At 72.5% G+C, this 26,897-nt stretch carries 29 protein-coding genes; 17 read left to right on the top strand and 12 right to left on the bottom strand.

Annotated features, from left to right (window positions below; genetic code table 11):
• Positions 1–32 precede the first annotated feature (32 nt).
• Together ACFVVO_RS31490 and ACFVVO_RS31485 are read right to left on the bottom strand one after the other, a co-directional pair.
• Positions 33–443, bottom strand: coding sequence for an ATP-binding protein (locus ACFVVO_RS31490; protein ID WP_390059473.1), 411 nt, complete (start codon positions 441–443; stop codon positions 33–35).
• A gap of 140 nt (positions 444–583) precedes the next feature.
• On the bottom strand, positions 584–808 hold the full coding sequence (locus tag ACFVVO_RS31485; RefSeq protein WP_390059471.1) for a hypothetical protein: 225 nt from the start codon (positions 806–808) through the stop codon (positions 584–586).
• 120 nt (positions 809–928) lie between these two features.
• Between ACFVVO_RS31485 and ACFVVO_RS31480 the strand changes: the two genes are divergently transcribed.
• The 12 genes from ACFVVO_RS31480 (at position 929) to ACFVVO_RS31425 (ending at position 10,339) form a co-directional block, all read left to right on the top strand.
• Positions 929–1,438 (top strand): SRPBCC family protein, encoded by a 510-nt coding sequence (locus ACFVVO_RS31480; RefSeq protein ID WP_390059469.1) that lies wholly within the window; start codon positions 929–931, stop codon positions 1,436–1,438.
• Complete coding sequence (locus tag ACFVVO_RS31475) at positions 1,431–3,050, top strand: phytoene desaturase family protein (protein ID WP_390059467.1); 1,620 nt, start codon at positions 1,431–1,433, stop codon at positions 3,048–3,050. Before ACFVVO_RS31480 ends, ACFVVO_RS31475 begins: the two co-directional genes overlap by 8 nt.
• 35 nt (positions 3,051–3,085) lie before the next feature.
• Entirely contained in the window at positions 3,086–3,538 is a 453-nt protein-coding gene (locus tag ACFVVO_RS31470; protein WP_390059465.1) for a hypothetical protein, read from the top strand.
• Positions 3,535–4,437 carry an SDR family oxidoreductase gene (locus ACFVVO_RS31465; protein WP_390059464.1) on the top strand — a complete coding sequence of 301 codons (903 nt, stop codon included), beginning with the start codon at positions 3,535–3,537 and terminating at the stop codon, positions 4,435–4,437. The genes ACFVVO_RS31470 and ACFVVO_RS31465 overlap by 4 nt, the downstream gene beginning before the upstream one ends.
• A gap of 37 nt (positions 4,438–4,474) precedes the next feature.
• The gene (locus ACFVVO_RS31460) at positions 4,475–4,708 is read left to right on the top strand and encodes a DUF2945 domain-containing protein (protein ID WP_390059462.1); all 234 of its coding nucleotides are present in this window, start codon (positions 4,475–4,477) and stop codon (positions 4,706–4,708) included.
• Between the two features lie 34 nt (positions 4,709–4,742).
• On the top strand, positions 4,743–5,231 hold the full coding sequence (locus ACFVVO_RS31455; RefSeq protein ID WP_390059460.1) for an MSMEG_6728 family protein: 489 nt from the start codon (positions 4,743–4,745) through the stop codon (positions 5,229–5,231).
• Between the two features lie 64 nt (positions 5,232–5,295).
• Positions 5,296–6,117 (top strand): oxygenase MpaB family protein, encoded by an 822-nt coding sequence (locus ACFVVO_RS31450; RefSeq protein WP_390059616.1) that lies wholly within the window; start codon positions 5,296–5,298, stop codon positions 6,115–6,117.
• A 107-nt stretch (positions 6,118–6,224) separates the two neighbouring features.
• Positions 6,225–7,907 carry a PP2C family protein-serine/threonine phosphatase gene (locus tag ACFVVO_RS31445; RefSeq protein ID WP_390059459.1) on the top strand — a complete coding sequence of 561 codons (1,683 nt, stop codon included), beginning with the start codon at positions 6,225–6,227 and terminating at the stop codon, positions 7,905–7,907.
• Positions 7,904–8,998 (top strand): B12-binding domain-containing protein, encoded by a 1,095-nt coding sequence (locus ACFVVO_RS31440; protein ID WP_390059457.1) that lies wholly within the window; start codon positions 7,904–7,906, stop codon positions 8,996–8,998. Before ACFVVO_RS31445 ends, ACFVVO_RS31440 begins: the two co-directional genes overlap by 4 nt.
• On the top strand, positions 8,995–9,387 hold the full coding sequence (locus ACFVVO_RS31435) for an STAS domain-containing protein (protein WP_390059455.1): 393 nt from the start codon (positions 8,995–8,997) through the stop codon (positions 9,385–9,387). Before ACFVVO_RS31440 ends, ACFVVO_RS31435 begins: the two co-directional genes overlap by 4 nt.
• 44 nt (positions 9,388–9,431) lie before the next feature.
• Complete coding sequence (locus ACFVVO_RS31430) at positions 9,432–9,791, top strand: STAS domain-containing protein (protein ID WP_390059454.1); 360 nt, start codon at positions 9,432–9,434, stop codon at positions 9,789–9,791.
• Between the two features lie 59 nt (positions 9,792–9,850).
• Positions 9,851–10,339 carry an ATP-binding protein gene (locus ACFVVO_RS31425; RefSeq protein ID WP_390059452.1) on the top strand — a complete coding sequence of 163 codons (489 nt, stop codon included), beginning with the start codon at positions 9,851–9,853 and terminating at the stop codon, positions 10,337–10,339.
• Between the two features lie 27 nt (positions 10,340–10,366).
• Here ACFVVO_RS31425 and ACFVVO_RS31420 read toward each other — a convergent pair whose 3' ends face one another.
• The 3 genes from ACFVVO_RS31420 to ACFVVO_RS31410 form a co-directional block, all read right to left on the bottom strand.
• Positions 10,367–11,206, bottom strand: coding sequence for a DUF1206 domain-containing protein (locus tag ACFVVO_RS31420; RefSeq protein ID WP_390059451.1), 840 nt, complete (start codon positions 11,204–11,206; stop codon positions 10,367–10,369).
• Between the two features lie 107 nt (positions 11,207–11,313).
• Positions 11,314–12,534 (bottom strand): phosphatidylserine/phosphatidylglycerophosphate/cardiolipin synthase family protein, encoded by a 1,221-nt coding sequence (locus tag ACFVVO_RS31415; RefSeq protein ID WP_390059449.1) that lies wholly within the window; start codon positions 12,532–12,534, stop codon positions 11,314–11,316.
• 284 nt (positions 12,535–12,818) lie between these two features.
• On the bottom strand, positions 12,819–13,232 hold the full coding sequence (locus tag ACFVVO_RS31410; RefSeq protein ID WP_390059447.1) for an SRPBCC family protein: 414 nt from the start codon (positions 13,230–13,232) through the stop codon (positions 12,819–12,821).
• A 259-nt stretch (positions 13,233–13,491) separates the two neighbouring features.
• Here ACFVVO_RS31410 and ACFVVO_RS31405 point away from each other — a divergent pair, with 259 nt between their 5' ends.
• Entirely contained in the window at positions 13,492–15,222 is a 1,731-nt protein-coding gene (locus ACFVVO_RS31405; RefSeq protein ID WP_390059446.1) for an LCP family protein, read from the top strand.
• Positions 15,223–15,340: 118 nt separating this feature from the next.
• Positions 15,341–16,033 (top strand): GAF and ANTAR domain-containing protein, encoded by a 693-nt coding sequence (locus ACFVVO_RS31400; protein ID WP_390059444.1) that lies wholly within the window; start codon positions 15,341–15,343, stop codon positions 16,031–16,033.
• Here ACFVVO_RS31400 and ACFVVO_RS31395 read toward each other — a convergent pair.
• From ACFVVO_RS31395 to ACFVVO_RS31380, 4 genes are all read right to left on the bottom strand, one after another.
• On the bottom strand, positions 15,978–16,637 hold the full coding sequence (locus tag ACFVVO_RS31395) for an ATP-binding protein (RefSeq protein ID WP_390059443.1): 660 nt from the start codon (positions 16,635–16,637) through the stop codon (positions 15,978–15,980). The genes ACFVVO_RS31400 and ACFVVO_RS31395 overlap by 56 nt on opposite strands.
• A gap of 125 nt (positions 16,638–16,762) precedes the next feature.
• The gene (locus ACFVVO_RS31390) at positions 16,763–17,644 is read right to left on the bottom strand and encodes a CAP domain-containing protein (RefSeq protein WP_390059442.1); all 882 of its coding nucleotides are present in this window, start codon (positions 17,642–17,644) and stop codon (positions 16,763–16,765) included.
• Between the two features lie 452 nt (positions 17,645–18,096).
• Positions 18,097–18,384 carry a DUF1905 domain-containing protein gene (locus tag ACFVVO_RS31385; RefSeq protein WP_390059440.1) on the bottom strand — a complete coding sequence of 96 codons (288 nt, stop codon included), beginning with the start codon at positions 18,382–18,384 and terminating at the stop codon, positions 18,097–18,099.
• Positions 18,385–18,472: 88 nt separating this feature from the next.
• Positions 18,473–19,777, bottom strand: a complete 1,305-nt coding sequence (locus ACFVVO_RS31380; protein WP_390059439.1) for an MFS transporter — start codon at positions 19,775–19,777, stop codon at positions 18,473–18,475.
• Between the two features lie 57 nt (positions 19,778–19,834).
• Here ACFVVO_RS31380 and ACFVVO_RS31375 point away from each other — a divergent pair, with 57 nt between their 5' ends.
• Positions 19,835–20,818, top strand: a complete 984-nt coding sequence (locus ACFVVO_RS31375) for an ArsR family transcriptional regulator (RefSeq protein WP_390059438.1) — start codon at positions 19,835–19,837, stop codon at positions 20,816–20,818.
• Between the two features lie 28 nt (positions 20,819–20,846).
• Here ACFVVO_RS31375 and gap read toward each other — a convergent pair whose 3' ends face one another.
• The 3 genes from gap to ACFVVO_RS31360 form a co-directional block, all read right to left on the bottom strand.
• Positions 20,847–21,845, bottom strand: coding sequence for a type I glyceraldehyde-3-phosphate dehydrogenase (gene gap, locus ACFVVO_RS31370; RefSeq protein ID WP_390059437.1), 999 nt, complete (start codon positions 21,843–21,845; stop codon positions 20,847–20,849).
• 102 nt (positions 21,846–21,947) lie between these two features.
• Positions 21,948–22,910 carry a GlxA family transcriptional regulator gene (locus ACFVVO_RS31365; protein WP_390059435.1) on the bottom strand — a complete coding sequence of 321 codons (963 nt, stop codon included), beginning with the start codon at positions 22,908–22,910 and terminating at the stop codon, positions 21,948–21,950.
• Positions 22,911–23,013: 103 nt separating this feature from the next.
• On the bottom strand, positions 23,014–23,169 hold the full coding sequence (locus ACFVVO_RS31360; protein ID WP_199209266.1) for a DUF6131 family protein: 156 nt from the start codon (positions 23,167–23,169) through the stop codon (positions 23,014–23,016).
• A 355-nt stretch (positions 23,170–23,524) separates the two neighbouring features.
• Between ACFVVO_RS31360 and ACFVVO_RS31355 the strand changes: the two genes are divergently transcribed.
• Entirely contained in the window at positions 23,525–25,339 is a 1,815-nt protein-coding gene (locus ACFVVO_RS31355) for an arabinofuranosidase catalytic domain-containing protein (RefSeq protein ID WP_390059432.1), read from the top strand.
• Between the two features lie 341 nt (positions 25,340–25,680).
• Positions 25,681–26,811 carry a S8 family peptidase gene (locus ACFVVO_RS31350; protein ID WP_390059614.1) on the top strand — a complete coding sequence of 377 codons (1,131 nt, stop codon included), beginning with the start codon at positions 25,681–25,683 and terminating at the stop codon, positions 26,809–26,811.
• Positions 26,812–26,897 lie beyond the last annotated feature (86 nt).

Genomic DNA, 26,897 nt, shown 5'->3' with positions numbered 1-26,897 from the left:
CGGCCACCGGGCGGCCGGGAGGAGCCCGGACGTCAGCCGGCGTCCGGTGGCCGGAAACAGGCGTACACGACCTTGCCGTCCGGGCAGGGGCGGGCCTGCCAGGTGTCGGCCAGCGCGTCGACGAGCAGCATGCCCCGCCCGCCGGCACGCTCGGTGTCGGCCGGGCGCGGGACCGGCAGCCGCCGGGAACGGTCGTGGACGGACACGTGCAGACAGGTGCTGTCCCAGGTCAGCACCAGGTCGGCCGCGCTACGCGCGTGCACGTGAGCGTTGGTGACCAGTTCCGAGATGGTCAGCAGCACGTCGTCCAGGGTCTCCGGCGCGGACTCTTCCCAGCCCAGTGACCGAAGATGCTCGCGCGCCCAGTCGCGCGCGGTCTTGACGCTCGAGTTCAGCGGCAGTGAGCGTGCCCAGCCCACCGCCCGCAGTGATGATTCGCCCAAGGTGTGCCCTCCCTGCTGTGCCCGTGACGACGCGGATACCCGCTCGGCGGGTATCGACGCAACCAGTACCCCGCTGGGCACACCGGACATCGGGCGGAACGCACCCGTGGCCTCGGGGGGACTGTGCGGCCGCCCCGCGCTCAGGTCCGGGTCTCGGCCTCCCACCGGTCGGGGCCCATGCCGCGCCAGTCGATCAGCGGCGAGTCCGCCACTTCCTCCGGCTCGATCTCCAGGCCCGCCCGGCGCAGGAACTCGACCAGGTCGCGCACGCTGTGCGCGAGGCCGAGGATCTCGCCGTCGACCCGCACCCGGCGTCCGCCGGTCGGGGACGGCAGGTGCACGATCACTGGGCGCTTCCCGGGCATGGCTCCAGCATCGGCCGATCCGGCCGCCCCCGCACCCGGGACACGGACACGTGTCGAGCAGGGGCAGCCAGGGCACTCGGCGAGGACAGCGAAACGGACATAACGCACCAGGAGGCGCACGTGGCGGTTCGGCATCGTCTGATCAAGGCCAGTCCGGACAGGGTGTGGGCGGTCCTCGCCGACGGCAGCCGGTACGCGCAGTGGGTGGTGGGAACCGCCGCGTCCCAGCCGAAGGACGGCGAGTGGCCGCAGGAGTCGGCGTCGATCAGCTACCAGATCCGGCTGGGCCCCTTCGAGGTCGGCAACGAGACGGTCGTACGGCGCTGCGTGGAGGGATCCGTTCTGGAACTCGAGGCGAACGCGGGCCCGCTCGGCACCGCCCGCATCTGTATCGAGCTGCGCAAATGGGGGGAGTACTGCCTGGTCATCGTCGACGAGCACCCGCTCCAGGGCGCGGGCGGGGCCCTGCACAACCTCGGTTTCGAGGCACTGATCCAGCTTCGCCACCGGGCCATGCTCGCGCGCCTGGCGAAGACCTGCGAGGACGACGTCACCGCCGAGGAGCGGAGACGAGACCCGCGGCCGGGCGGACGATACGCCACGGGCGGGAGCGGAGCCGGTCATGCCTGACGCCGTGGTGATCGGGGCCGGCCCCAACGGCCTGGTGGCCGCCAATGTGCTGCTGGACGCAGGGTGGAGCGTGACCGTACTGGAGGAGCAGCCGGAGCCGGGCGGCGCCGTACGGCACGACCGGGGCGTGGACCCCGACTTCGTCAGCGACATGTTCAGCTCGTTCTACCCGCTGGCGGCCGCGTCGCCCGTGCTCTCCGCGCTGCGCCTGGAGGAGCACGGACTGCGCTGGAGCCACGCGCCGAGCGTGCTGGCCCATCCGCTCAGCGACGGCAGATGCGCGGTGCTGCACCGGCGGACCGACGACACGGCGGCATCCCTGGAGGCCTTCGCGCAGGGCGACGGAGCCGCCTGGCACCGACTGGTCGAGCTGTGGCGGACGCTGCGCCCTGGTGTGCTGGGCGCCCTGTTCACCCCCTTCCCGCCAGTCAGGTCCATGGCGAAGCTGGCCTTCGACCTGCGCGCCTCGGGCGGCCTGCGGGTGGCGCGCTCCCTGATCCTGCCGGTGCGCCGCATGGGCGAGGAGGAGTTCCGCGGCGAAGGCGGCCGGCTGCTGCTGGCCGGCAACGCGCTGCACGCCGACCTCGCACCCGAGTCCGCGGGCAGCGGGGGCTTCGGCTGGCTGATGTCCATGCTGGGACAGACCTACGGCTTCCCCGTGCCGGTGGGCGGATCCGGGGAGCTCACCGGCGCGCTCGTGCGACGTCTGCTCAGCCGTGGGGGAGAGCTGCGCTGCGGGCGGCGCGTCGAGCGCGTCGTCGTACGCGGCGGCCGGGCCGTGGGGGTCCGCACGGCCGACGGACAGGCGCTGTCCGCCCGGCGCGCCGTACTCGCCGACGTCGCGGTGCCCGCCCTGTACCAGGACCTGGTCGGATCCGAACATCTGCCCCGGCAGGTGCTGGAGGACCTGCGGCGCTTCCAGTGGGACTTCGCCACTTTCAAGGTCGACTGGGCGCTGGACGGCCCGGTGCCGTGGCAGGACGAGCGGGCCGCCGGCGCCGGGACCGTCCACCTGGCCGACGGCATGGACGAGCTGACCCGCTTCGCCTCGCAGATCGCCATGCGCCAGGTGCCCGACCGCCCCTTCTCCCTGTTCGGCCAGATGACGACGGCCGACGCCTCCCGGTCCCCCGAGGGCACCGAGGCGGCCTGGGCGTACACGCACATCCCGCACGACATCCGCGCAGACGCCGGCGACGAGGGAATCACCGGGAAGTGGGGTCCCGACGACCAGGAGCGGATGGCGGACCGGGTCGAGCGCCAGGTCGAACGCTTCGCGCCCGGCTTCCGGTCCCGCATCCGTGCCCGGCGCATCCTGGCCCCGCCCGCCCTGGGGTCACTCGACGCCAACCTCGTGGGCGGTGCCATCAACGGCGGCACGACCGCCCTGCACCAGCAACTCGTCTTCCGTCCGCTGCCCGGCACCGGACGGCCGGAGACCCCCGTGCCGGGTCTCTACCTGGCCTCCGCCGGCGCCCACCCCGGTGGCGGCGTGCACGGGGCGTGCGGGGCGAACGCGGCCCGGGCCGTGCTCCGCGGCCACCGGACCAGGGGCCTGGCCGGCGCCCAGCGGATGCTCGCCCGGCGCGACCGGACCGGCCGCCGCCACTGACGGCCGGTCGGCAACAGCGAACAGCAGGGAGCGGCATGAGCGAACACCAGGACGGCCCCGACCGCCGGCACCGGCGCCCGGAGGGTGTCGACGACAAGACGGTCGAGGCCCTCGGATCACTGTCGAAGGCCCTGGAGGCGACGGAACGGGCCCGGGGACGCCTCTACGACTTCCACCAGCTCACCGGCGGCGCCGACCTCGAACTGGACCGAGCGGTGAGTCTGTTGCGGGAGGCCGGGCACCCGGAGTGGGCCGACAAGGTCGAGACGGAGATCCTGGGCCGCAACGTCATCCCCGGCCACTGGACGTTTCAGATCGTCGAGGCCTACGACGACACCTACTACCGGCCGTTCCGCGAGCTCGAACGCAGCGCGGTCGACGAACTCGCCCAGGGACGCGACCACTTGTACGAGGCGGAGATGAAGGAGGCCCGCCGTACCGCCGGGCACCCGGACCACACGGCCCGCCCCGGAACGGAGCGGACATGACCCGCGCGGGCGGCAGCCCCCTGCGGGACCGGGTGGTCGTGGTGACCGGCGCGGCACGCGGCCTGGGCGCCGCCCTCGCGTACGCGGTCGCCCGCCGCGGTGGTGTGCCGGCGCTGCTGGGCCACGAGCCGGCCCTGCTGGCGGAGGTCGCCGCCCGGCTGCCGGGGCCGGCCCTGGCCCACGAGGTCGACATCACCGACGCCCCGGCGCTGCGGGCCGCCGCCGAGGAGGTGCGCCGCCGCCTCGGGCGCCCGTCCGCCGTGATCGCGAACGCCGGTGTCGCCGAGGGCGGCCCCTTCGTCTCCTCGGACCCCGCCGAGTGGCGCCGGGTGATCGACGTGAACCTCGTCGGCAGCGCCCAGACGGCCCGGGTCTTCCTGCCGGACCTCGTGGCCGCGGCCGGCTACTACCTGCAGATCGCCTCCCTGGCATCGATGGGTGCCGCGCCCATGATGAGCGCCTACTGCGCCTCCAAGGCAGGGGTGGAGGCCTTCACGCACTCGCTGCGGGCCGAGGTGGCCCACCGCGGGGTCGGCGTGGGCATCGCCTACCTCAACTGGATGGACACGGAGATGATCCGCGACGCCGACCAGCACGCCGTGCTGCAAGAACTGCGCGGCCACATGCCGCCGCCCGCCCGCCGGACGTACCGCGCCGACGAGGTCGCCGAACGAGTCGTCCGCGGCCTGGAACGCCGCCGAACGGCGATGTACGCACCGGCCTGGCTGCGGCTCGTCCAGCCGGTGCGGGCCGCCCTGCCCCCGGTGGTCCTGCGGCTGTCCCGCCGCGAACTGCCCCGTCTGGAGGCGCGCGAACCCCTCTCGCACACCGGGCTGCTCGGCGCAGGCGGTGACGCCGACCGCGCCGCGGCCGGGACCGGGGGACGAGAGGACCGCTGACCACGACAGGGGGGACGCGACGAAAGGACCGATGACCATGGCCAGGAACAAGCGCGAGGGTTCCGGCGAGGATCTCTCCAAGGGCGACACGGTGGCCTGGAAGAGCCACGGAAGCACCACGGAGGGCGAGGTCGAGCGGAAGCTCACCAAGCGCACCGAAGCCGCCGGACGCACGGTGGACGCCTCGTCCGACGACCCGCAGTACGAGGTGCGCAGCGCCAAGTCCGGCAAGCGGGCGGTGCACAAGCCGTCCGCCCTGCGCAAGAAGTGACCGCGGCCCACCGCGGGAGGCGAGGGCGGCCCTCATGCAGACATTCCTGCCCGACCCCGACTTCCACCGCTCCGCCCTGCTCCTGGACCGCCGGCGCCTCGGCAAACAGCGGGTCGAGGCGCTCCAGGTCCTGCGCGGCCTGACCGTCCCGGGATACGGATGGCGCCGGCACCCCGCCGTGCGCATGTGGACCGGATACGAGGAGGCCCTGGTGCGCTACGGCCTGGAGATCTGCCGGGTCTGGCGGGACCGGGGCCACCAGGACAGCTGCGCCGCCTCGCTGGTCGCCGGCCTCGCCGCCGAGCGCCCCGGCGCCCCCGTGCGCGACCAGTCGGCTCTCGCGGCCGCCGGCGAACTGCCGCCCTGGCTCGGTGACGAGGACTTCCACCGAAGCCACCGCTCCGCGCTCGTCCGCAAGGACCCCGACGCCTACGGCCACACGTTCCCCGGCGTACCCGACGACCTGCCGTATGTGTGGCCGCGGTCCGACCGGGAACGAGACGGGGTGTCCGCCGGCGAGTGACGCGGGCGGCCGACGGGAGACGGGAGACGCCGTGCTGCCGGACCTGCGCGCCCAACTCGGCGCGATGCTCTTGCGCCGGGTGGCGGGCCCCGACGGACGGGAGATCCGCGCCCGCATCCACGACACCCCCGGCCCCCGCTGGTTCGGGCCCGACCGGCCCATCCGGACCGTCCACGGCGACGCCTCGATGTTCATCGGCGGGGTGAGCGCCCTCCTGCTGCAGTCCCTGCACCCCCTCGCCATGGCGGCCGTCGACGCCCACTCCGGCTACCGCGGCGACCCCTGGGGGCGGCTGCAGCGCACCAGCGCCTTCCTGGCCGTCACCACCTACGGCACGGCGGCGGACGCGCGGGCGGCCGTAGGCCAGGTCCGCGGCATCCACGAGAACGTACGAGGGCACACCCGGCAGGGTGAGAAGTACCACGCCGCCGACCCCCACCTGCTCGGCTGGGTGCACACCGCCGAGACGGAGTGCTTCCTGCGCGCTCACGAGCGCTACGGCGCCCACCGGCTCGACCCGGCCGGCTACGACGGCTACGCCGCCGACACCGCGACCGTCGCCGAGGCCCTGGGGGTGACGGACCCGCCGCGCGACCGCGGCGCCCTGTCCGACCGGCTCGAGCGCTACCGGCCCGAACTCCGGGCCACCCCCGAGGCCCGTGCCGTGGCACGCTTCCTGCTCCTCGAACCGCCCGTGCCGCTCGCGGCGCGCCCCCTGTACGGCGCCCTGGCGGCGAACGCCGTGAACCTCCTGCCGGACTGGGCCCGCGGTCTGCTGCGGCTGCCCCGGGTCCCGTTGGTCGAGGACCTCACGGTGCGCCCGGCCGGTCACCTGCTGACCCGCGCCATCCGCTGGGCCATGGCGCCGCCTCCGCCGTCGCCCTGACGGTGCGCGAATGCCTGGGGGCGGCTTGCTTCCCGGCGGTGGATGCGGGACGGTTGTCAAAGGACAACATCCCCTGACGCAGGAAGGTGGTGGGGCGCGCGGTGTGCGTGCCCCCGCGTGTGTGCGCTTCCCCGAGTTCTTTTGCCGACCCGCGGGACGCCGGCGTCAACGTCGGCGCGACCTGGGGTGATGCCCCCTACCCGGTCCTCGTCATCGATCGGAACGGCGATCTCGTGGGCCTGAACGCCGCCGCCCGCCGGCTCCTGCCGCACCGGAACGGCGACGGCACGCGGCAGCACCTCGTGCCGTCCTGGCTGTCCGCGGCCCACCGGCGCCTCAGCGAGAGACCGGCCGGCATCCTCGCCGGCCCCCTGACCGGAGAGATCGACGACCGCCGTTACGAGGCACATGCCACCCCGTCGGAGGACGGATCCGTGGTGTGGTGGCTCATCGACGACACCGACCGGCGCGTGGCCGAGACCGCCCTGCACAGCTCGCAGGAACGGGTGGCCATCCTGTCGGCCGTGTCCAGCAGACTGCTGTCCACCCTCAACGTGCCGCGCTGCGCGGATGCGACCGTGGGCATGGCCGCGGAACATCTCGCCGAGGCCGCCGTGCTCGTGCTGCCCCCGCAGGGGCGCCGGCACACCCTGACCTACGCCCAGCGGGGGCAGCCCGTCCAGCGGGCCATGCGGCAGATCGACCCGCGCGCCGTGCACGGCCTGGCGGAGGCCCTGCAGGGGTTCCCGCCGGTCCCGGCCCGGTGGATCGACCCCGACGGCCTCCCCGGCTGGGTGGTCCCGGAGGGGTTCGCCGGGCCCGTCGGCTCGGTGATCGTCACCCCGCTGCCCGGCCACGGCGTCCCCGCCGGGGCCCTCATCCTGCTCCGCTCCGGAACCGAGCGGGTCTTCACCGAGGGCGAGGAGGTCTTCGCCCGGCTGTTCGCCGCCCGGGCCGGAGCCGCCCTGTCCGCGGCCCGCCTGTACACCGAACAGACCGCCATCACGGCCACGCTGATGCGCGAACTGCTCCCGCCCGCCCTGCACACGGTGGACGGGGTCGAGTACGCCGGGCAGTACCGCCCCGCCGGGGACGAGGAGCGGGTGGGCGGTGACTTCTACGACTTCCATCCCGGCGCCGAGACCTCGCAGGAGACCCTCGTCGTGCTCGGTGACGTCGCGGGCAAGGGCCTGGACGCGGCCGTGCTGACCGGCAAGATCCGCAACACCCTGCACGCCCTGCTGCCCCTGGCCGGGAACCACGACGAGGTGCTGAAACTGCTGAACGGCGCCCTGCTGACCACCCAGCACACCCGGTTCGCCACCCTGGTGCTGGCCTCCGTGCGCCGCCGGGACGACCGGGTGCACGTACGGCTGACCAGCGCCGGACACCTGCCGCCGCTGATCGTCCGCCGCAACGGCAGCGTGGAGGAGGTGCCCACCCGGGGCACCCTGGTCGGCGCGCTGCCGGAGATCAGCTCGGTCGGCGCCGAGGCGGTGCTCGGCCCCGGAGAGACCTGTCTGCTGTACACGGACGGCATCACCGAGGCACGCGGCGGGCCGCTCGGAGACGAGATGTTCGGCGAGCGGCGGCTGAGGCGGACCCTGGCCGAGTGCGCGGGGCTGCCGGCCGAGGCGGTCGTGGAGCGAGTGCAGATGCTCGCCGCCCAGTGGATCGGCGCGGGGCGCCACGACGACATGGCAACCGTCGCCGTCAGTGCCCCGGCGCAGGTCTCGCCGGGCACTCCGGACCCCGACGGCGCGGGCGAGCGCGAGGGGAGGCGCAGGTGAGCCTTCCCACCCAGGTGAGCCGGATCGAGGACCGGCTCTGGCAGGCCGTCGTGAACGGCGACGAGCACAGCGCGGTCGGCATCGTGTACGGCGCGCTCGCCGAGGGCGTCGACGAGGAGACCCTGCTGCTGGACGTCATCGCCCGGGTCCAGGAGAAGATCGGCACCGAATGGGCCGCCAACCGCATCAGCGTGGCCCAGGAACACGCCGCCACCGCCATCAACGAGCGGGTGGTCGCCGCCCTGGCCCACCGTCAGGACGGCGGTCCGCACCGGCGCGGGCACCGCGGACGTGTGACGGTCGGCTGCGTGGACGGGGAGTGGCACGCCTTCCCCGCCCGGCTGGTGGCGGAGATACTGCGCCTGCGCGGCTGGCAGGTCGACTACCTCGGCGCGCAGACCCCCACCCCCCACCTGGTCGCCCACCTGCACCACACCAACCCGCGGGCGGTGCTGCTGTCCGGGTCCATCCCCACCCACCTGCCCACCGCGCACGCGGCCATCACGGCCTGTCAGGCCGTCGGCGTCCCGGTGCTGGCCGGAGGCCGCGCGTTCGGCCCGCAGGGCCGCTACGCGTTCGCGCTCGGAGCGGACCGGTGGGCGGCCGACGCCCGCGGCGCGGCGGTGGCACTGGAGGCCGGCCTGCCGCACCCGGACCCGGCCGCCGCCCGGCAGATCGTGGACGACCTGCCGCACCTGGCCGACCAGGAGTACACGATGGTCGTCCGGTCGCGCGGCACGCTCGTCAAACAGACGCTGCGGGACCTGGAGAACCGTTTCCCCGCTCTGCGTGCGTACAGTGACGAGCAGCGGGAGCGGACCGCCGAGGACATCGCGCACATCGTCGACTTCCTGGGCACGGCGCTCTACGTCGACGACGCCGAGGTGTTCACCGGCTTCCTCCTGTGGACCGCCGAGATCCTCGAGGCGCGAAACGTCCCGGCGCTCTCCCTGGTCAGCGGCCTGGACGCGCTGTCCGACCGGCTGCGTGACTTCCCGCGTACCCTGAAACTGCTCAGTGCGGGCGCCACCGCCCTGCTCGAGCGTGCCCACTCGTCCGCTCACGGACCCGGACCCGATCTCCACGTATGACCCAGCACTCTGCCACCGACTTCAGCCTCACCACGGTCAGCGCGCCGTCCACCCTGACCGTGCGCGTCGCCGGGGAACTCGACTACGACACCAGCGACGAGATGGTGGACACCGTCGTCGCCCGCCTCGCCGGCCCGCCGGCCCCCCGCCATGTGCGCCTGGACTTCACCGGACTCACGTGGATCGACTCCATGGGACTGTCCGCGCTGCTGATGATCCACCGGCACACCCGGGCGGTCGGCGCCGCGCTGCATCTGGACAACCGGCCCGACGTCCTGGAGCGCATGCTGCGTCACACCAACGTGCTCGGTCATCTCACGGGACCCGTCGCGGCCGGCGAACCGGGCCCGCCGAAAGAGGGCGGCGTCACCGGGACGGTGGTCTCGTGACACCGGCCTCGCCTTCCCCCGACCGCAGATGGCAGGATGACGGCATGCGGTGGGGATCCGAGACAACAGTGCAGGTCGCGCGGCACGCGCGCGTCCTGGAGATCAGGGTGCGCGGAGAGATCGACTTCGACGAGTGCGACCTGCTGCGCGCCGCCTGGGCCGAGGCCGACGAGTCCGATCTGCCCAGCACCGTGGTGGACCTCTCCGGGGTCACCTTCGGCGACAGCCAGTTGCTCAGTGCCCTCCTCGACGCCCAGCGGCGCCACCGCGCGCGGGGCCGCGAGTTCGTCATCCTCGGCCCGCTGCAGGAGGCTCTGGTCCGGTTGCTGACCATCAGCGGCACCCTGGAATACTTCACGATCACCGACTCCCGGGACAGCGCGCTGCGCAGCGACACCTCCTGACCCGCGGTGCGCCATCTGGGAAGACGGGAAGGATGCCGGGAACACCGAGGGGGGACGGAATGTCCGTGACGCATGAGAGCGAGGGCGGCCCCGGGCCGCACACCTCAGCGGGCCCACAGAAGGGCCTGACCAGTGCCGGGCCACCCGAGTCGGCGGACGCGCTCCGTTTCAGCGCGAACTGGGCCGAAGGCGCCCTGCGCATCGCCGACGCGCGCGGCGCCGTCCGCACCCTCCTCGCCCGGGCCGGGCACCCTCCCGTCCTGCGTGCCAGCCAGGACGCACAACTGGTGGTCAGCGAACTGATCACCAACGCGCTGCGCCACGCTCCCGGCCCCTGCGGAATGGTCCTGGAGGTCGCTTCCGGCCGGCACGAACTGCGTGTCACCGTCTCCGACACCTCCCAGCGCTCGCCCGTCGTCCGGCCCGTGGACGCCGAGCGCATGGGCGGGCGCGGCCTGCACCTCGTGCTCCGGATCTGCGGCCGCCTGCGCGTCACCCGGCACGCCCAGGGCAAACAGGTGACGACCACGGTGCCGCTGCCCGGCTAGGCCGGGCAGCGGCCGGGGGCCATCGGTTCAGACCTCGCGCCAGCGGGCGTTGCACCAGGAGAAGACGCCGAACGCGGCCAGGCCGAGGGCGACGAGGGCGAGCAGCCACGGTCCGGCCGGCAGATCCCGGAACGAACGCAGCGTGTCGTCCATGCCCTTGGCCTTGCCGGGCTGGTGCTGCACCGCCGCGACCAGCGCGAAGACCCCGGCGACGGCGAAGACGAGGCCCCGGGCCGTGCCGCCGACGACCCCGAAGAAGTCGGTGAACCGCTTGGCCCTCCGGGACATCTCCGCGGTCCGCAGGTGCTTGCGGAACTTCTTCATCACGGCCCGGACGGCGATCCACAGACCGGCGACCACCACGGCGGCCCCGGCGAGACCGACGATCCACTGTCCGCCCGGCCACTTCAGCACGGTGGCGGTGACGTCGTCGGTGTTCCGGTCGGAGGAGCCGCTTCCGCTGCCCTGGTCCCCGGCCGCGTACGACAGGACCGAGAAGGACAGGAAGGCGTAGAAGACCGCCCGGGCGGCGGCCATGGCCCGCTTGGACGCCTTGCTCCCGTCCGCGCCGGCCCCGCCGAACACCGCCTCCGACAGCCGCCACAGCGCCATGCCGGCGAGCGCGACTCCGACGATCCACAGCATCGCCGAGCCGAACGGCTTGGACGCGAGTTCACCGAGCGCACCACCGCGGTCGGCCTGCTTGCCGCCGCCGCCGAACGCTATCTGCAGGGCGATCACGCCCACCAGCACGTAGATCAGTCCTCGGGCGGCGAACCCCGAGCGGGCCGCCGCGGCCATCGCCGTACTGTTGGCCGCGCGGCGGGCGCGGCCCCGGCCACCCAGGGCCCATGACTGTGCATCCATACTGCGCCGATGCCCCCGGACTCGGCTTCGACACCTGCCCTGCGCGGGTGCCTGTCCGCCGCACCCGGCGGCCCAGGCCGAACCCCTACAGGGCAGGACGAACGCCCCTACAGGAACCTGCGGATCGGTGCGACCGAGAGCTCGCGGGCCCGCTGGAGCACCGGCCGGCGCCGCCAGCGCACGGGGTCGACCGGCTCGCTGCGCTCCAGGTCCTCGTCGAAGTCACGGTCCAGGCCGGCGGTGAACTCCTCGTCGAGCACGGCGAGCATGACCTCCTCGTCGTGCTCCAGAGAGCGCCGGTTGAAGTTGGTGGAGCCGATCAGCGAGGCGACCGAGTCGACCGTGATGATCTTGGTGTGCAGCATGGTCGGCTGGTACTCGCGGATCTCGACCCCCTCGTCCAGCAGTCGCTGGTAGTGGTGCTGCCCGGCCAGGCGGCAGGCCCGCTGGTCGGTGTGCGGCCCGGGCAGCAGGATCTGCACCTGCACGCCGCGCCGGGCGGTGGCGGCCAGCAGGTCGACGAAGTAGTCGTCGGGCGCGAAGTACGCCGTGGAGAGGCGGATGCGCTCCTGTGCGGACGTCAGGACGACCCGCACGAGCGTCTGCATGTCCTGCCAGCCGAAGCTGGCCGAGCCCCGGACCACCTGCACGACCGCGCGGCCCTGCTGCTCGTGCTCGATGAAACGGTCACGCTCGTCGTAGAGCGTGTCGTGGCACTCGGCCCAGTTCTGCGCGAAGGCGGCGGCTATGCCGTCCACGGCCGGTCCGCGCACCTCCACATGGGTGTCCCGCCACTCCCCGGGACCACGGGCGTCCCCGCACCACTCCTCCGCGATGCCGACGCCTCCGGTGAAGGCGAGGCTCTCGTCGACGACGAGGGCCTTGCGGTGACAGCGGTGGTTCTGCTTCAGCGGGGACAGCCGCACCGGCTTGCGGAACCAGGCGACCTGCACCCCGGCCTCGTCCATGGCCTCCAGGAGGCTCGGCTCGATCTCCTTGGCCCCGAACCCGTCTAGCAGCAGGCGAACCCGCACCCCCGCCCTGGCCCGGTCCGCCAGCGCGTTCGCGAACTCGTGCGCGATCTCACCGCGCCAGTAGACGAAGGTCATCATGTCGATGGTGTGCTGGGCCGAGCGGATCGCCTCGAGCATGGCGGGGAAGATCGCGTCGCCGTTGCGCAGCCGGGTGAGCCGGTTGCCCTCCGTCGCGGCGATGCCGAGCAGACGCTCCAGCCGTCTTCGCAGCCGCTGCTTGCGGGCCTCCGTGTCCTTCGTGGTCGTGGCGCCCGTGTCCGGGTGCCCGTCTTCCTCCGCCGTCCGTCGCAGCATGCCCTGCCTCCCCTGTCGTGGCCCGTCCCCTCACCATGGCTTCGGGGCGGGCGCCGGATCCGCCGGGCGTACGTATACCCGCAGGGCGCGCCACATGCCTTCCGGAACGATGGCGTCCGGTTGCCGGACCCGCGCCCGGCGCGGCACGCACCGCGCCGGACACGACCGAGGCAGCCATTGCGGCGCGCATGACAACGGCGCCTGCCGGTCCGTGCCACGCGGACCGGCAGGCGCCTTGTCATGCGTCACCGACCCCGCCGCTCGGCGGCCGGGGCCGCGACGGCTCACCCCGCCGTGTTGTCGACCCGCAGCCGTACCTGTTCCTCCAGGCGCCGCAGGCTGTGGTCGAGGGCGTCGCACACCTGCCGCTCGCCCGGGTCGTGGCTCTCGTCGAAGAAGGACAGGTGCACGGTCACCTCGCTGGCACCGCTGCCGATCCCCGCGACCTGGAGCCAGCCCGCGTAACCGCCCTGCTCACGGGTGCCCCACTCGATGCGCATCCGGTCGTTCTCGGCGTGCATGAGGGCCGCCGTGTCCTGGTCGGTGTCGTCCTCGTGGACCGTGACGGCCGGGGGATCCTCGACGCGCACGTGCAGCTCCCGCGGCAGCCAGGCGTCGAGCTGGCGGACGTTGGCCGCCTGGTCGAAGACATGCTCGGGCTGTGCGGGCATCGTGCGCGAACGCTCGTACTCGGACATCGGGACACCGCCCCTCCGGTCGGAACACCTACCCCGGACGCGTGCCCCTTTCACGTCGGCCGAAAAGCCCCGCTTCGTCCCGGCACCGGACACCCCGGCAGCCCGTCTTGCCGATCTCTCACCTGTGAATTGCCCCAGGATCTGTGCTGTTCGCGCCATGGGTTTGTTAGATTTCGCAGCCAAGGAAACCCAGGTGGAGCCCGCCCGTGCGCCCGAACCGGTCCGGCCTGCCGGGCCCGACCGTTCAGGGGAGTGGAAGATGAGCGACCCGTGGGACGGCCCGGGCGGGCAGGCCACGCGCCGACGCACCGCCCGGGTGCCCGTACAGCGCACAGACGGGTCCGGCGCGCCGCCCGCCTCCGGCGGCCGGAGTGCCGCCCGGCAGGCGGCACGGGAAGCCGCCCACCCCCGCAGCGGCGCACGGTCGCGGCGGGGCCGGCCGGTCCGGCGCGGCAGGCGCGCGCTGCGGATCGCCGGAGTGTGTCTGGCGCTCGCGGTACTGGTCACGGCCGGTGCCGGCTGGTGGTTCTACGAGCATCTGAACGGCAACATCAACAGCGTCTCGCTCGACGGCAAAGGTGGCACCGAGAAGGCCGACGCGTTCGGCCGTACCCCGATCAACATCCTGGTGATGGGCTCGGACGGCCGCACCAGCAAGGCGGACTGCAAACTCGGCGGCGGCTGTGCGCGTACCGGCGTCCAGGCCGGCAGCAACGCGGACGTGCAGATGGTGGTGCACATATCCGCCGACCGCTCCAACGCCACCGTGATGAGCATCCCCCGCGACACCATGACCAAGGTCCCGGCCTGCAAGGACAGCTCGACCGGCCGGTCCACGGCCGGCTACTACGGCCAGATCAACAGCGCGCTGCAGTACGGCCCCGCCTGCCAGGTGGCCACCGTGCACCAGCTCACCGGCATCCCCATCGACCACTTCGTCAAGCTCGACTTCTCCGGCGTGGTGAAGATGTCCGACGCGGTCGGCGGGGTCTCCGTCTGCGTCACCGACGACGTCTACGACACCTACTCGCATCTGAAGCTGTCCGAGGGCGACCACACCCTCAAGGGTGTCGCGGCTCTGGAGTTCGTCCGCTCCCGGCACGGCTTCGGCGACGGCAGTGACCTCGGGCGCACCATCTCCCAGCACATCTTCCTCGGCGCGATGATCCGCAAGTTCAAGAGCGCGGGCACGCTCACCGACCCGAGCGCGGTCTACGATCTCGCGGACGCCGCCACCAAGGCGCTGACCGTGGACGACGGCCTCGGCACCGTGAAGAGGCTGATCGGTCTCGCCACCGACGTGAACAAGGTCCCCACCAAGCGGATGACCTTCACCACCATGCAGACGGGCGCCGACCCCGGCGACAGCAACCGGGTCGTGGTGGGCTCCGGTGCCAAGGCGCTCTTCTCCGCCATCGCCGACGACCGGTCACTGACCACCGGCTCGGGAAAGAAGTCCGAAGCGGCCTCGGCGGCCGCCAAGGCCAAGGCCACCGCCTCGGCCGTGCCCGCCTCCGACATCGCCGTCACGGTGGAGAACGGCACCGGGATCACCGGCCGCGCCTCCGTAGTTGCCGCCGCCCTCAAGGGCAAGGGCTTCAGCACCGGTACGACCACGGCCAACGCCCCCAGCCCCGCGGCCACCACCACGCTCACCTACGGCACCGGCCGGAAGACCGAGGCGCGGATCGCCGCCAGGGCCCTGGGCCTGCCCGCCTCGCATCTGAAGCAGGGCACCGGCACCGGCCTCACCCTGGTCGTCGGCACCGACTGGCCGAGCGGCACCACCTGGCCCGGCGCCTCGTCATCGGCCTCGCCGGCACCGGCCGACACCAAGGCCGCCGTCTCCAACGCCCACGCCCAGACCGCCGACCAGGCCAAGACCTGCGCCAAGGTCAGCCCCTACAAGACGGTCAGTCTGGGCGGCGTCCCGATGACACCGGCCCAGGCGTACGCCGCCGCGCGCGGCAAACCGGACTCCGACGACTGAGCCCGGAGTCCGAGGACTGAGCAGTCGCCCCGGACCGCCGCGCCGGAGCTGGAGGCGCGGAGCCCACCGCGGCGGCGCTACTGTTGATCGAACCGGTGAGCGAGACGGGTGGTGACGAATGGAGTGGCGGGAGTACGCGGAGGCGATGGCCCGGCTCGCCAGGGACCTGCTGGAGCAGGACTCGGTACAGGCGACGCTGGACACGATTTCAGCCGCGGCGGTGGAACTCGTCGAGGGCTGTGAGTTCGCGGGCATCCTGGCGGTGCGCAAGGGCAAGGCGGTCACCCTGTCCGCCACCCACGACATGGTCCGTGAGTGCGACCGGCTCCAGGGCGAGCTGAGGGAGGGACCGTGCTTCGACCTGGCCCGGCGCAAGAACGGCGACCGCGTCTACCGCATCCCCGACATGGCCGCCCCCGAGCCCGACTGGGAGCGTTTCGCGGCGGCGGCCCGCGGCCTGGGCGTGTCCAGCATGACGGGAGTGCTGCTGTACACGGACCAGGAGGACTTCGGGGCGCTGAACCTGTACGGCTCCCGTCCCGGGGCCTTCGGCGAGGAGATCGAGACGGCCGGCTGGCTGCTGGCCTCGCACGCCGCCGTGGCGCTGGCCAGCGCGCGAACCATCGACCAGCTCGAGCACGGGCTGGAGAGCCGACACGCCATCGGGGAGGCCATGGGCATCCTGCGCGAGCGCCACAAGCTGAGCGAGGAGGACGCCTTCAACGTGATGCGGCGCATCTCGCAGGAGCACAACGTCAAGCTGCGTGACATCGCCCAGCGGGTACGCGACGGCCGGTCCGGGCCGGCCTGACCGGCTGCGCGCGGGGTGCCGTCCGTCCCGGTGGCGGTCCGGTCCGTCCCGGTGGCGGTCCGTTGGGCGGATCCGCACGGGTCCGTTCCCGCGGCGCCCGGCGCAGCGGATCCGGGGCCGCTGCGCCGGGCGCCGCGCGGTCGCGCGCGCCGGGCAGCAGGATCGACACGTCGACGTGCTTGCCCTCGTCCTGGGCCGTCACGGAGAGCGTGTGGCTGATCGCCTCGACGATCTCGAGCCCATGGCCGCCGATCCGCTGTCCGTCATGGGACCGGACCTCGGGCATCCGGTGGGAGGAGTCCCACACCGAGATCCGGAGGCGGTCGCCGTCGGGTGACACCTCCAGACCGAGCCCACAGGGTCCCGACGTGTGCATTACGACGTTCGTGATCAGTTCGCTGACCACCAGTTGCGTGTCCTGCACCACGCGGTCGGGGACGGGGATACGGCCGGTGGCACGGACACGGTCGAGAAAGCGCTCCGCCGCTGCGCGGGCCTGGGCGGCGCTGATGGCACCGCTGTCCCAGGTGGTGTTCCACCGCAGCGAGGTGTCCCCGTTCCGTTCCGGCTCATCCGATGCCTTCTGCCTAAGCTGGATGGCCATGAAAATGCCTCGGTTGTCACTGGGTACGTAGCTGATCTGAATCAGTCGGCTACCCAGAAGCCGGATCAGTAGCCATCTTCCGGCTCACCAGTGTCAGACGGAAGATCACACGCCTGGGCGGCCTCCTACCGGGCGGTTCCGAAGTCCTGGGTCCAGTAGCTGTTGGGCTGCGCGAGACCGACGCCGATCTCCTTGAACGCGCAGTTGAGGATGTTGGCCCGGTGACCGGGGCTGGACATCCAGCCCGCCATGACCTGCTCCGCCGTGGAGTAGCCGTACGCGACGTTCTCGCCGTAGGAGCTCCAGGTGTAGCCGGCGCTGGTGATCCGGTCGCCGGGGGAGGAGCCGTCGGATCCGGTGTGCGACATGTTCTGGTGGGCGGCCATGTCCTGGCTGTGCGCCTGCGCGGCCTTGGTGAGGGTCGCGTTCAGGGTCAGGGGGGAGCAACCTGCCTTGCCGCGCTCGGCGTTGACCAGCTCCACGATGCGGGCGGTGACGCCGGAGGCCGTGGCGGTGGCGGTGGGTTTCGGGGTGCTCGGCGCGGTGGTGGCCGCGGGCGCGGTGGCGGTGGGCCGGGGCGTGGTCCGGGGAGCCGTGGTGGCGGGCTTCGGGGTGCGCTGGGGCGTGCTGGCGGTGGGCCGGGGAGCACTGGCGGTGGGCCGGGGAGCGCTGGCGGACACCTTGACGGTGTGCTTGTGGACGTGCCTGTGCTTGTGCTTCGGCTTCCGCTTCTGCGGGGTGTCAGCGGGGGCGCTCGGTGCTGTCGTGCTCGGCATCTGCGACGGCAGCCAGCTGGGCGCGATGCCGCCGTCACCGTGCCAGTAGCGCTGCCCGTAGTCGTCGTACCGGCTCTGAGCGGCGGCGTCCTGCACGGCGACGGGCCGGTCCGCCCCGCCGTCCGGCCACTCGCCGCAGGCCATGGCTATGGACGGCACTCCGACGGCGCTCACGGCGACCGCCGCGATGACCACCCGCCGGTAATGCTGCTTCTTGCGATGCTCTCCCATTGCGTGACCTCACTCGCTGGTCGTTGCGCGCCCCGGTGTCGCCGGCGCGCCGCGGACTCCGCTCCCGACCTGCGGGAACGCCTTGCGGATCGTCATTCTTAGGAAGCCTTCACATGGCATGCAAAGAGGCCGTCGTACTACCGCGCCTAGTAGAGGGGGGCGGCCCTTGCCAAGGGCGATCGGGCGTGCAGGTCCGGCGGGAGCGGGGCGCACCCACCGCTGCCGCTCCGTCAGAAACCGTCCCACGCCGCGAGGACGGGAGGCGCGGCCGACCGGACGGAACGCCGTCCGGCCGGGCCTGATCCACTCCCGCACCAAGACGGACAAATCCCATATGTCGCCAGAGCGGTGTCTACTAACCGGCCCGCCCATGTCGCGGGAGTGCTGTGAGGGATGTCACGGAACCATGGATTCCGGTTGTTGCTCAGGGTTTGAGGCCCGGCGGCGACCGGTCAGAGGCGCACGGCCATCTTCACGGTCACGTCGTCACCCGCCGACAGACCCTGCGGCGCACGCACGGCCTTCTTCAGCGGCAGCAGATAGCCGCCGTCCTTCGGGAAGAGCGACGTGGAGAAGTCGCTGCCGCCGATCCGGGCGTCGACCGGGATGACTCCCCAGCCGTACGTGGCCGCCGAGGCGATCTGCCGGATGTCGGCGGACTCCTCCTCGGGCACGGCGACGAAGTAGAACGGGGACGGCCCACGCCACTCGATCACCCTGCCGTCGAAGACAAGTTCCATGCGGGATACTCCAGTTGACCGAGGAGGGTCGGACCGCGCTCAGCGTACCCGCCGGGAGAGCGTCTCGCCCTCGCCGCCGGCCGGGGTGTCAGGCCGGTTCGCCCCGCCAGGCGCCGTCCCGCCGGGCCCAGCGCACGGCCGGGGCCACGCAGAGCCCGGCGAGAGCGAACACCACGCCGAGCACCGCCCAGCCGAAGGTGCCGTGGGCGATCGCGGTGACCGTGACCAGGGCCGGTCCCGCCATCATTCCCGCCGACGCGCCCGTGCCGAACACCCCCTGGTAGACGCCGTGCGCACGGGCGTCGGCGAGTTCGTAGCCGAGGGTCCAGCCACCCGCCGCCGACAGCACCTCGGCGAACACCTGCACCACCGCCCCGGCCGTCAGCGACAGCACCGCCCACACGGGGGAGAGGCCCGCGGACAGGGCATACACCGCGCAGGCCGCCGCCAGCAGCAGCCCCGACCAGCGCATCGCCCGTACCGCCGTGGGCACTTGGGAGGCGCGCCGGGCGACCCGCACCTGAAGCAGGGCCACCAGCACACAGTTGACGATCATCAGCAGGGCCGCCGTCCAGCGCGGCGCCGTGGTGCGCTCCACGATCCACAGCGGCAGCCCCACCTCGGCCAGCGTGTACTGCACCACCAGCACCGCGTTGAGCACCGTCACCGACAGAAAGGGCAGGTCGCGCACCGCCCGCCAGCGGTCGCCCGCCGGAGCGCCGGCGGCCGGGACCGCACGTTCACGCGCGTGCGACGCCAGCGGCAGCCGGGGCAGCAGCAGCGCGGGGCCCGCGAAGGACAGCGCGTTCAGCGCGATCACCGTCAGGTACGCGCCCCGCGTGTCCACCTGCAGAGCGACCGCGCCCAGAGCGCCTCCCAGCCCCATCCCGACGTTCGTCACCATCCGCAGATACGCCCGCGCCTCCACCCGCGTCGCCGGCGGCAGCACCTCCGCGTACAGCGCGCCCTGCACCCCGCGGCTCGCCATCTGCAGTCCCGTCGCGCAGATCACCGCGACGACGAACGCGGCGTAGGAGCCCACGAGGACGTACGAGGCCGTGGCGATCCCCGTGCCGCCCCACAGCAGGGACCCGACCCGCCGGGCGCCCCACCGGTCCGCCGCCCGTCCGGCGGGCACCCCCGCGGCCACGCCCACCAGGCCCGCGACCGTCATCCCGAGCCCGACAGCGGTCGCCTCCAGACCGACGATACGAGTGAAATACAGGACGCCGAGGGGGAAGTACAGCCCGTTGCCCAGGGAGTTGACGGCGGTCAGCACGGTGGCGAGGCGCAGCACCGGGTCGGCCGGCAGCAGCCCGCCCGCCCGGGTCGCCCGCCCCGCCCGCGAACTGCCGTCCTCGTCAAGGGCCTTCGGAAGTGGTGTGGTGGTCATGCCCGACAGCCAACCCCGTCCTCGTCCCGGTCCGACAATGATTTAGCGTGACGCTCAATGATCGAGTTCCGCTTCGCCGTCGGCGACCTGGCCACCACCTCCTTCGCCTACTCCCCGCTGCAGGAGGCGGTGTTCTCGCTGCGCTGTCTGCACGACCCCGCCCGGTACCCGCACCACCGGCCGTGGCTGCGCCGCATTCGCCCGCGCCTGGAGCACCTCGACCGCGAACTGCTCACCGTCCTGGTCGCCCCCTGGCTGTGGGTGCCCGACTTCCTCACCCCGCGCCCGGCGCGGGCCCGGCCGGTCTTCGCGCACGAACTCGACGAGGTCCGCCGTACGCCACCGGACGTCGTCGCCGCCGACTTCCGGGCCACCTACCGCACCACGGACACCCTCCCCCCGCTCGTCGCGCGGGGCCTGGCCGACCCGGCGGCCTTCCTCGCGCGGCTCGCCGACGCCCTCGACGCGTACTGGCGCACCTGTCTCGCCGACGCGTGGTGGCCGCGTACGCAGAGCATCATGGAGGCCGATCTCGCCCACCGGTCGCGGGTGCTGGCGGAACGGGGCGCGGCCGCCCTGTTCGCCGGGCTCGACCCATGGCTCGTGTGGACCGGCGGCCACCTGCGCCTGAACCGTGAGGGGGACACCGCCCCGTGGCCGTCGGCCGACATCCGCATCGCGGGACGCGGCATGGTGCTGATGCCGACGCTCTTCGCGCGCGGTGCCCAGACGATGATCGACGCGTCACGCCCGCCGCTCCTCGTCTATCCGGCCCGCGGCCGCGCCACCCTCTCCGAGACACCGCCCCCGGTCACCGACCGAGCCCTGAGCCGGCTTCTCGGCCGCCCCCGCGCCCGGCTGCTGTGCCTGCTCGCCGAACCGGCCTCCACCACCGAACTCGCCCACCGTCTGGACGTCACCCCGAGCGCCGTCAGCCAGCACCTGGCCGTCCTCTACGACGCGGGCCTGCTCAGCCGCACCCGCAGCGGCCGCACCGTCCGCTACTCGCGCACACCCCTGGGGGACGCACTGTGCCGGTAGCGCCCGGCCGCGCCGCCGGGGCGTCCGGTCAGCCGGCGGCGAGCAGTTCGAGCGTGTCGATCACACGGTTCGAGAAGCCCCACTCGTTGTCGTACCAGGCGACCACCTTCACATGACGCCCGTCGACCCGGGTGAGGGCCGAGTCGAAGACCGACGAGGCCGGGTTGCCCGTGATGTCGGAGGACACCAGCGGGTCCTCGGAGTACTCCAGGACGCCGGACAGCGGTCCCTCGGCAGCCGCCCGGTACGCCGCCAGCACCTCGTCGCGCGTCACGTCACGCGCGACGGTCGTGTTCAGCTCGACGATCGAGCCCACCGGAACCGGCACCCGGATCGAGTCGCCCGACAGCCTGCCGTCGAGGTTCGGCAGCACCAGGCCGATCGCCTTGGCGGCGCCCGTCGTGGTCGGCACGATGTTGACGGCGGCGGCGCGGGCCCGGCGGGCGTCGCGGTGCGGACCGTCCTGCAGGTTCTGCTCCTGCGTGTAGGCGTGCACCGTCGTCATGAAGCCGTGCTCGATCCCCGCGAGTTCGTCGAGCACCGCCGCCAGCGGGGCGAGCGCGTTGGTCGTGCAGGAGGCGTTCGAGACGATCGTGTGCCGGGCCGGGTCGTAGGAACCGGTGTTCACCCCGAACGCGAGCGTGACGTCCGCGCCGTCCGACGGCGCGCTGACGAGCACCTTGCGCGCTCCCGCGGCCACATGGGCGTGGGCTGCCTTGGCCGACGTGAAACGGCCGGTCGCCTCCAGCACGATGTCGACGCCGAGTTCGCCCCACGGCAGCCGCTCCGGCTCACGCTCGGCCAGCACCCTGATGCGGCGGCCGTCGACGACGAGGGCGTCACCGTCGGCGGTCACCGGGCGGCCGAGCCGGCCGGCCGTCGTGTCGTAGGCGAGCAGCCGCGCCAGCGTGGCGGGCTCCGTGAGGTCGTTGACGGCCACGACCTCCAAGTCGCTGCCGCGCTCCAGCAGGGCCCGCAGCACATTGCGTCCGATGCGGCCGAAACCATTGATGGCGATACGAGTCATGAGTGGTGTCCCTTCGCTCGCCACCAGGTTCGCAGGCGGCGGCGGCCGCGGACAGCGACGGGATCGCCACGGTTCGCAAGGATCGCGCCAGCGGGCGGCGGGCTACTCGCCGCGCGTGAAGGTGCGCCGGTACTCGCTCGGTGTGGTCCCGAGCACCTGCTGGAAGTGCAGCCGCAGATTCGCCCCCGTGCCGAGACCGACGTCGGCGGCGATCTGCTCGACGCTCCGCTCCGAACGCTCCAGCAGCTCGCGCGCCACGTCGACGCGGGCCCGCATCACCCACTGCATCGGCGTGTACCCGGTCTCCTCCACGAAACGACGCGAGAACGTGCGCGGCGACACCGCCGCGTGGCGGGCGAGCACGTCCAGGGTGAGCGGCCGGCCGAGCCGGTGCAACGCCCACTCGCGGGTCGCCGCGAACCGCTCGCCGAGCGGCTCGGGCACGCTGCGCGGCACGTACTGCGCCTGGCCTCCGCTGCGATAGGGCGCCGCGACCAGGCGCCGGGCCGCGTGGTTCGCCGGGGCGACTCCGAGATCCCGGCGCAGGATGTGCAGGCACAGGTCGATTCCGGAGGCGGCACCGGCCGACGTCAGCACGCTGCCCTCGTCGACGAAGAGCACGTTCTCGTCGACCCGGACGAGCGGGTGCCGCGCCGCCAGCGCCCGGGCGTAGTGCCAGTGCGTCGTGGCGCGCCGGCCGTCCAGCAGGCCCGTCGCCGCGAGGGCGAAGGCCCCCGTCGAGATCGCGGCCAGCCGCGCGCCCCGGTCGTGGGCGGCGAGCAGCGCGTCGACGACGGCCCGCGGCGGGTCATCGCGGTCCGGTAACCGGTATCCGGGGATGAAGACGCTTTCGGCCCACGCCAGCGCTTCCAGGCCGTGCGCGACGTGGTACGACAGACCGTCGCCACCGGTCACCAGACCGGGCGCCGCCCCGCACACCCGCACCTCGTACGGCATGCTCGCCCGGGTCGTGAACACCTGCGCGGGAATGCCGACGTCCAGCGGCTTCGCACCCTCCAGGACGAGCACGGCGACACGGTGCGGATGCGGAGCTGAGGCGGCCACGAGCAGCAGGGTACGCGGCGCCCGGACACACCGCGGACCGGTGTGCCCGGCTCTGCGGCCGGGCTACCGGTCCGCGTCCCTGCCCCCACAACGGCCCCGGGTCCTACCAGTAGTGCTTGCGCCCCGCGACCGCGTGCCCCATGGAGCCGAGGATCCACAGGACCGCGCCGATCACCACGAGGATGATGCCGATGGTCCACAGGATGGAGATCCCTGTGAGGAAGCCGATGATGAGCAGGATGACTCCGAGGGCGATCATGACGTGCCTCCTGTCGAAGTAACGCTCCTTGTGTCCGTGTGCCCCGAAGTGAGACATCAAGCCCTCCGCGGAAGCAACAATTCAGGACAGATCCAAAACTTTAAATAAGGCTGAAGCAACAAATCTTGACGTCATCGACCGCGCTTCGTACGTTCCGCAACGGCCGCAACGAAAGACGAACTCGGCTGACACCCCACCTTGTTGGCAGCACGTCCCGTCCTTCGAGGAGCAGACGATGCGCGGAGAGAGATCTGCAGTCACCGGACCCGGGCCCGCACAGGGACATGGACCCGGAACCGGAACGGAAGTCACAGCCGGCACCGGGCCCAGGCCGCCGCGGCGCCCGTACGCACGCGTGCGATCCCTGCTGGCCGTCCTGGCGCTCGTGCTCGGCGCCCTGGCCGGCCTGAGCGGGCCGGCCGAGGCCGCCGGCTCGCAGCCCTGCGACATCTACGGCGGGGCCGGCACCCCGTGCGTCGCCGCCCACAGCACGGTGCGCGCGCTCTACGGCGCCTACAACGGCCCTCTGTACCGGGTCACCCGGGCCTCGGACGGCGCCGCCTCCGACATCGGGCTTCTGTCGGCGGGCGGCTACGCGGACGCCGGCCGGCAGGACACGTTCTGCGGCGGAACGACCTGCCGCATCACGAAGATCTACGACCAGACCGCACGCCACAACGACCTGACCCCGGGACCCGCCGGGACCGCCGGCATGGGCGCGGACCGCGGGGCGGACGCCAGTGAGATCGCGGTCACCGCGGGCGGCCACAAGGTCTACGGCGTGTGGATCTCACCCGGCGTCGGCTACCGCTACACCGGCGTGGCCTCGGGCGTCGCGGTAAACGGACAGCCCGAGGGTGCCTACATGGTGGCCAGCGGCACCCATGTCGGCTCGGCCTGCTGCTTCGACTACGGCAACGCCGAGAGCACACCCGCCGACACCGGAAACGGCCACATGGACGCGGTCAGCATCGCGACCACGTGCTACTTCGCGCCGTGCACCGGTTCGGGGCCCTGGGTCGAGGCGGACCTGGAGAACGGCATGTTCCAGGGCGACAACGGTTCCAACACCGCCAACCGCGGCAACAACAGCGCGTACGTCACGGCGGTGCTGAAGAACAACGGCCGGACGAGATACGCCCTGAAGGGCGGCAACGCCCAGTCCGGCCCGCTGACCACGTGGTGGGACGGCGCCCTGCCCACCCGAGGCGGCTACCAGCCGATGCACCAGGAGGGCGGCATCATCCTCGGCACGGGCGGCGACAACAGCAACTGGAACATGGGCACCTTCTTCGAGGGCGTGATGGTCGCCGGCTATCCGACCGACGCCGCCGAGAACGACGTGCAGGCCAACATCGTCTCGGTCGGTTACTCCGGCCGGACGGACGTGCCGGGCGGCCCCCAGGGCACGGTCACCGGTCCCGGCGGCAAGTGCGTCGACGTCGCGGCGGACGACACCGGCGTCAACGGCACCGCCGTACAGCTGTGGGACTGCCAGTCGTACGCCGAGGACCAGTTCTGGACCCACAACCCCGACGGCTCGCTCGGCACGCTCGGCCGGTGCCTGGACATCAACGGCAACGGAACGGCGAACGGCACGAAGGTCGAGCTGTGGGACTGCGACGGCGCCGGCGGTCAGAAGTGGGTGCAGCAGAGCGACGGTTCGCTGCTCAACCCGCAGTCGGGCCGCTGCCTCGACTCGCCCAGCGGCGCCACCGCGAACGGCACCCGGCTGCAGATCTGGGACTGCGACGGCGCCTCGGCCCAGAGGTTCTCCGTCAACGGCGGCGCGCCCGTCGCCGGCCCCGGCGGCAAGTGCGTCGACGTCGCGGCGGACGACACCGGCGTCAACGGCACCGCCGTACAGCTCTGGGACTGCCAGACCTGGGCGGTCGACCAGCACTGGCTCCACCATGCCGACAACTCCCTGAGTACGCTGGGTCGTTGTCTTGACATCGAAGGCAACGGAACGGCGAACGGCGCGAAGGTCGAGCTGTGGGACTGCGACGGCGTCGGCGGCCAGAAGTGGGTGCAGCAGACGGACGGGTCGCTCCTGAACCCGCAGTCGGGCCGCTGCCTCGACTCGCCCAGCGGCGCCACCGCCAACGGCACCCGGCTGCAGATCTGGGACTGCAACGGATCGGCGGCGCAGAGGTTCCGGCTCGGCTGAGTGCACATTGAGTGCAGGAAAAGTCACAAAGGCTCCTCCGGTGTTGTTTTTTGCTTTCAATCACTGCCGGGAGCTGCGGCTATACCCACGGGTTCCACCGAGGGCGAGGGGATCTGGTGGAGGTGTGTGCGGGAGCGGCTTCCCTCCCGCACGCACGGGGTTGATCTGTGCGTGACAACTGGGCACGCTCCGAGACGCACCGGCCTTCGTCGCCGGTGCGTCCCCCACTCAACCCCCCACGTACGACGAGGAGACCCCTCTTGACGACCCATCAGCACCGCATGGGGAAGGCAAGGATCGCCACCGCGATCGCCTCCGTGACGGCCGTCGTCGGCACCGCCATGGCCGTGTCGCCCACTGCTCACGCCGAACGCCCCGCCGAGGGCACGGTCTACGGGACGCACGCCCGGGGAGCGGTCGCCGGCAGCTACATCGTCCTGCTGGACCAGAAGGCGTCACAGGCGCGGAAGGCGGACCTGGCGGAACAGTACGGCGGCGAACTCGGCCGCACCTACGGATCGGCGGTCAACGGCTTCTCGGCCACGAGCCTCACCGAGACCGAGGCCAGGCGGCTGGCCGCCGATCCCGAGGTCTCGACCGTGGTCCAGAACAAGAAGTTCCACACAACCGCCACGCAGGACAACCCGCCGTCCTGGGGCCTGGACCGGGTCGACCAGGCCGACACGACCGGCGACCACAAGTACACCTACCCCGACAAGGCCGGGGAAGGGGCGACCGCGTACGTCATCGACACCGGCGTGCGCATCAGCCACAAGGACTTCGGAGGCCGCGCCTCCTACGGCTTCGACACTGTCGACAACGACGACAGCGCCGACGACGGCAACGGCCACGGCACCCATGTCGCCGGGACCATCGCCGGGACCGCCCACGGCGTCGCCAAGAAGGCCAAGATCGTCGCCGTCAGAGTCCTCGACAACAACGGTTCAGGCACCACCGAACAGGTCGTGGCCGGCATCGACTGGGTGACCAAGAACCACAAGGGCCCCTCCGTCGCCAACATGAGCCTCGGCGGCGGCGCCGACCCGGCCCTCGACGCGGCGGTCGGCAAGGCCATCGCCGCCGGTGTCACCTTCGCGGTCGCGGCCGGCAACGAGTCCGCCGATGCCAAGAACAGCTCGCCCGCCCGGGTGCCCGAGGCCATCACCGTCGCCTCCAGCACCAACGCCGACGCGCAGTCCGACTTCTCCAACTTCGGCTCCCTCGTCGACCTGTACGCGCCGGGATCGGACATCACCTCGGACTGGAACGACAGCGACGAGGGGACCAAGACGATCTCCGGCACCTCCATGGCGACCCCCCACGTCACCGGTGCCGCCGCCGTCTACCTCGCCGGCCACCCGGACGCCACACCGGCTCAGGTCGCCACGGCCCTGACCGGCGGGGCGACCGCCGACAAGATCACCAATGCCGGCGGCGGAACGCCCAACAAGCTGCTGAAGGTGACCGGGTAACGACACCACCCGCGGCCCGGCGACCCCTCTCGCCGGGCCGCTGACTGTTACTCACTTTCGGGTGAGGCCGGTACGACCAGCCCGGG

The sequence above is a fragment of the Streptomyces sp. NPDC058145 genome, assembly GCF_042884245.1.
Lineage (GTDB): Bacteria > Actinomycetota > Actinomycetes > Streptomycetales > Streptomycetaceae > Streptomyces.
This window is presented reverse-complemented; position numbering and strand designations above follow the sequence as displayed.

Bases quoted from the DNA above. Each gene is read 5' to 3' on its own strand.
- ACFVVO_RS31485 (WP_390059471.1), bottom strand. From the start codon at position 808: ATGCCCGGGAAGCGCCCAGTGATCGTGCACCTGCCGTCCCCGACCGGC.
- ACFVVO_RS31475 (WP_390059467.1), top strand. From the start codon at position 1,431: ATGCCTGACGCCGTGGTGATCGGGGCCGGCCCCAACGGCCTGGTGGCC.
- ACFVVO_RS31470 (WP_390059465.1), top strand. From the start codon at position 3,086: ATGAGCGAACACCAGGACGGCCCCGACCGCCGGCACCGGCGCCCGGAG.
- ACFVVO_RS31465 (WP_390059464.1), top strand. From the start codon at position 3,535: ATGACCCGCGCGGGCGGCAGCCCCCTGCGGGACCGGGTGGTCGTGGTG.
- ACFVVO_RS31460 (WP_390059462.1), top strand. From the start codon at position 4,475: ATGGCCAGGAACAAGCGCGAGGGTTCCGGCGAGGATCTCTCCAAGGGC.
- ACFVVO_RS31455 (WP_390059460.1), top strand. From the start codon at position 4,743: ATGCAGACATTCCTGCCCGACCCCGACTTCCACCGCTCCGCCCTGCTC.
- ACFVVO_RS31450 (WP_390059616.1), top strand. From the start codon at position 5,296: ATGCTCTTGCGCCGGGTGGCGGGCCCCGACGGACGGGAGATCCGCGCC.
- ACFVVO_RS31435 (WP_390059455.1), top strand. From the start codon at position 8,995: ATGACCCAGCACTCTGCCACCGACTTCAGCCTCACCACGGTCAGCGCG.
- ACFVVO_RS31430 (WP_390059454.1), top strand. From the start codon at position 9,432: ATGCGGTGGGGATCCGAGACAACAGTGCAGGTCGCGCGGCACGCGCGC.
- ACFVVO_RS31425 (WP_390059452.1), top strand. From the start codon at position 9,851: ATGTCCGTGACGCATGAGAGCGAGGGCGGCCCCGGGCCGCACACCTCA.
- ACFVVO_RS31420 (WP_390059451.1), bottom strand. From the start codon at position 11,206: ATGGATGCACAGTCATGGGCCCTGGGTGGCCGGGGCCGCGCCCGCCGC.
- ACFVVO_RS31415 (WP_390059449.1), bottom strand. From the start codon at position 12,534: ATGCTGCGACGGACGGCGGAGGAAGACGGGCACCCGGACACGGGCGCC.
- ACFVVO_RS31410 (WP_390059447.1), bottom strand. From the start codon at position 13,232: ATGTCCGAGTACGAGCGTTCGCGCACGATGCCCGCACAGCCCGAGCAT.
- ACFVVO_RS31405 (WP_390059446.1), top strand. From the start codon at position 13,492: ATGAGCGACCCGTGGGACGGCCCGGGCGGGCAGGCCACGCGCCGACGC.
- ACFVVO_RS31400 (WP_390059444.1), top strand. From the start codon at position 15,341: ATGGAGTGGCGGGAGTACGCGGAGGCGATGGCCCGGCTCGCCAGGGAC.
- ACFVVO_RS31395 (WP_390059443.1), bottom strand. From the start codon at position 16,637: ATGGCCATCCAGCTTAGGCAGAAGGCATCGGATGAGCCGGAACGGAAC.
- ACFVVO_RS31390 (WP_390059442.1), bottom strand. From the start codon at position 17,644: ATGGGAGAGCATCGCAAGAAGCAGCATTACCGGCGGGTGGTCATCGCG.
- ACFVVO_RS31385 (WP_390059440.1), bottom strand. From the start codon at position 18,384: ATGGAACTTGTCTTCGACGGCAGGGTGATCGAGTGGCGTGGGCCGTCC.
- ACFVVO_RS31380 (WP_390059439.1), bottom strand. From the start codon at position 19,777: ATGACCACCACACCACTTCCGAAGGCCCTTGACGAGGACGGCAGTTCG.
- ACFVVO_RS31375 (WP_390059438.1), top strand. From the start codon at position 19,835: ATGATCGAGTTCCGCTTCGCCGTCGGCGACCTGGCCACCACCTCCTTC.
- gap (WP_390059437.1), bottom strand. From the start codon at position 21,845: ATGACTCGTATCGCCATCAATGGTTTCGGCCGCATCGGACGCAATGTG.
- ACFVVO_RS31360 (WP_199209266.1), bottom strand. From the start codon at position 23,169: ATGATCGCCCTCGGAGTCATCCTGCTCATCATCGGCTTCCTCACAGGG.
- ACFVVO_RS31350 (WP_390059614.1), top strand. From the start codon at position 25,681: ATGGCCGTGTCGCCCACTGCTCACGCCGAACGCCCCGCCGAGGGCACG.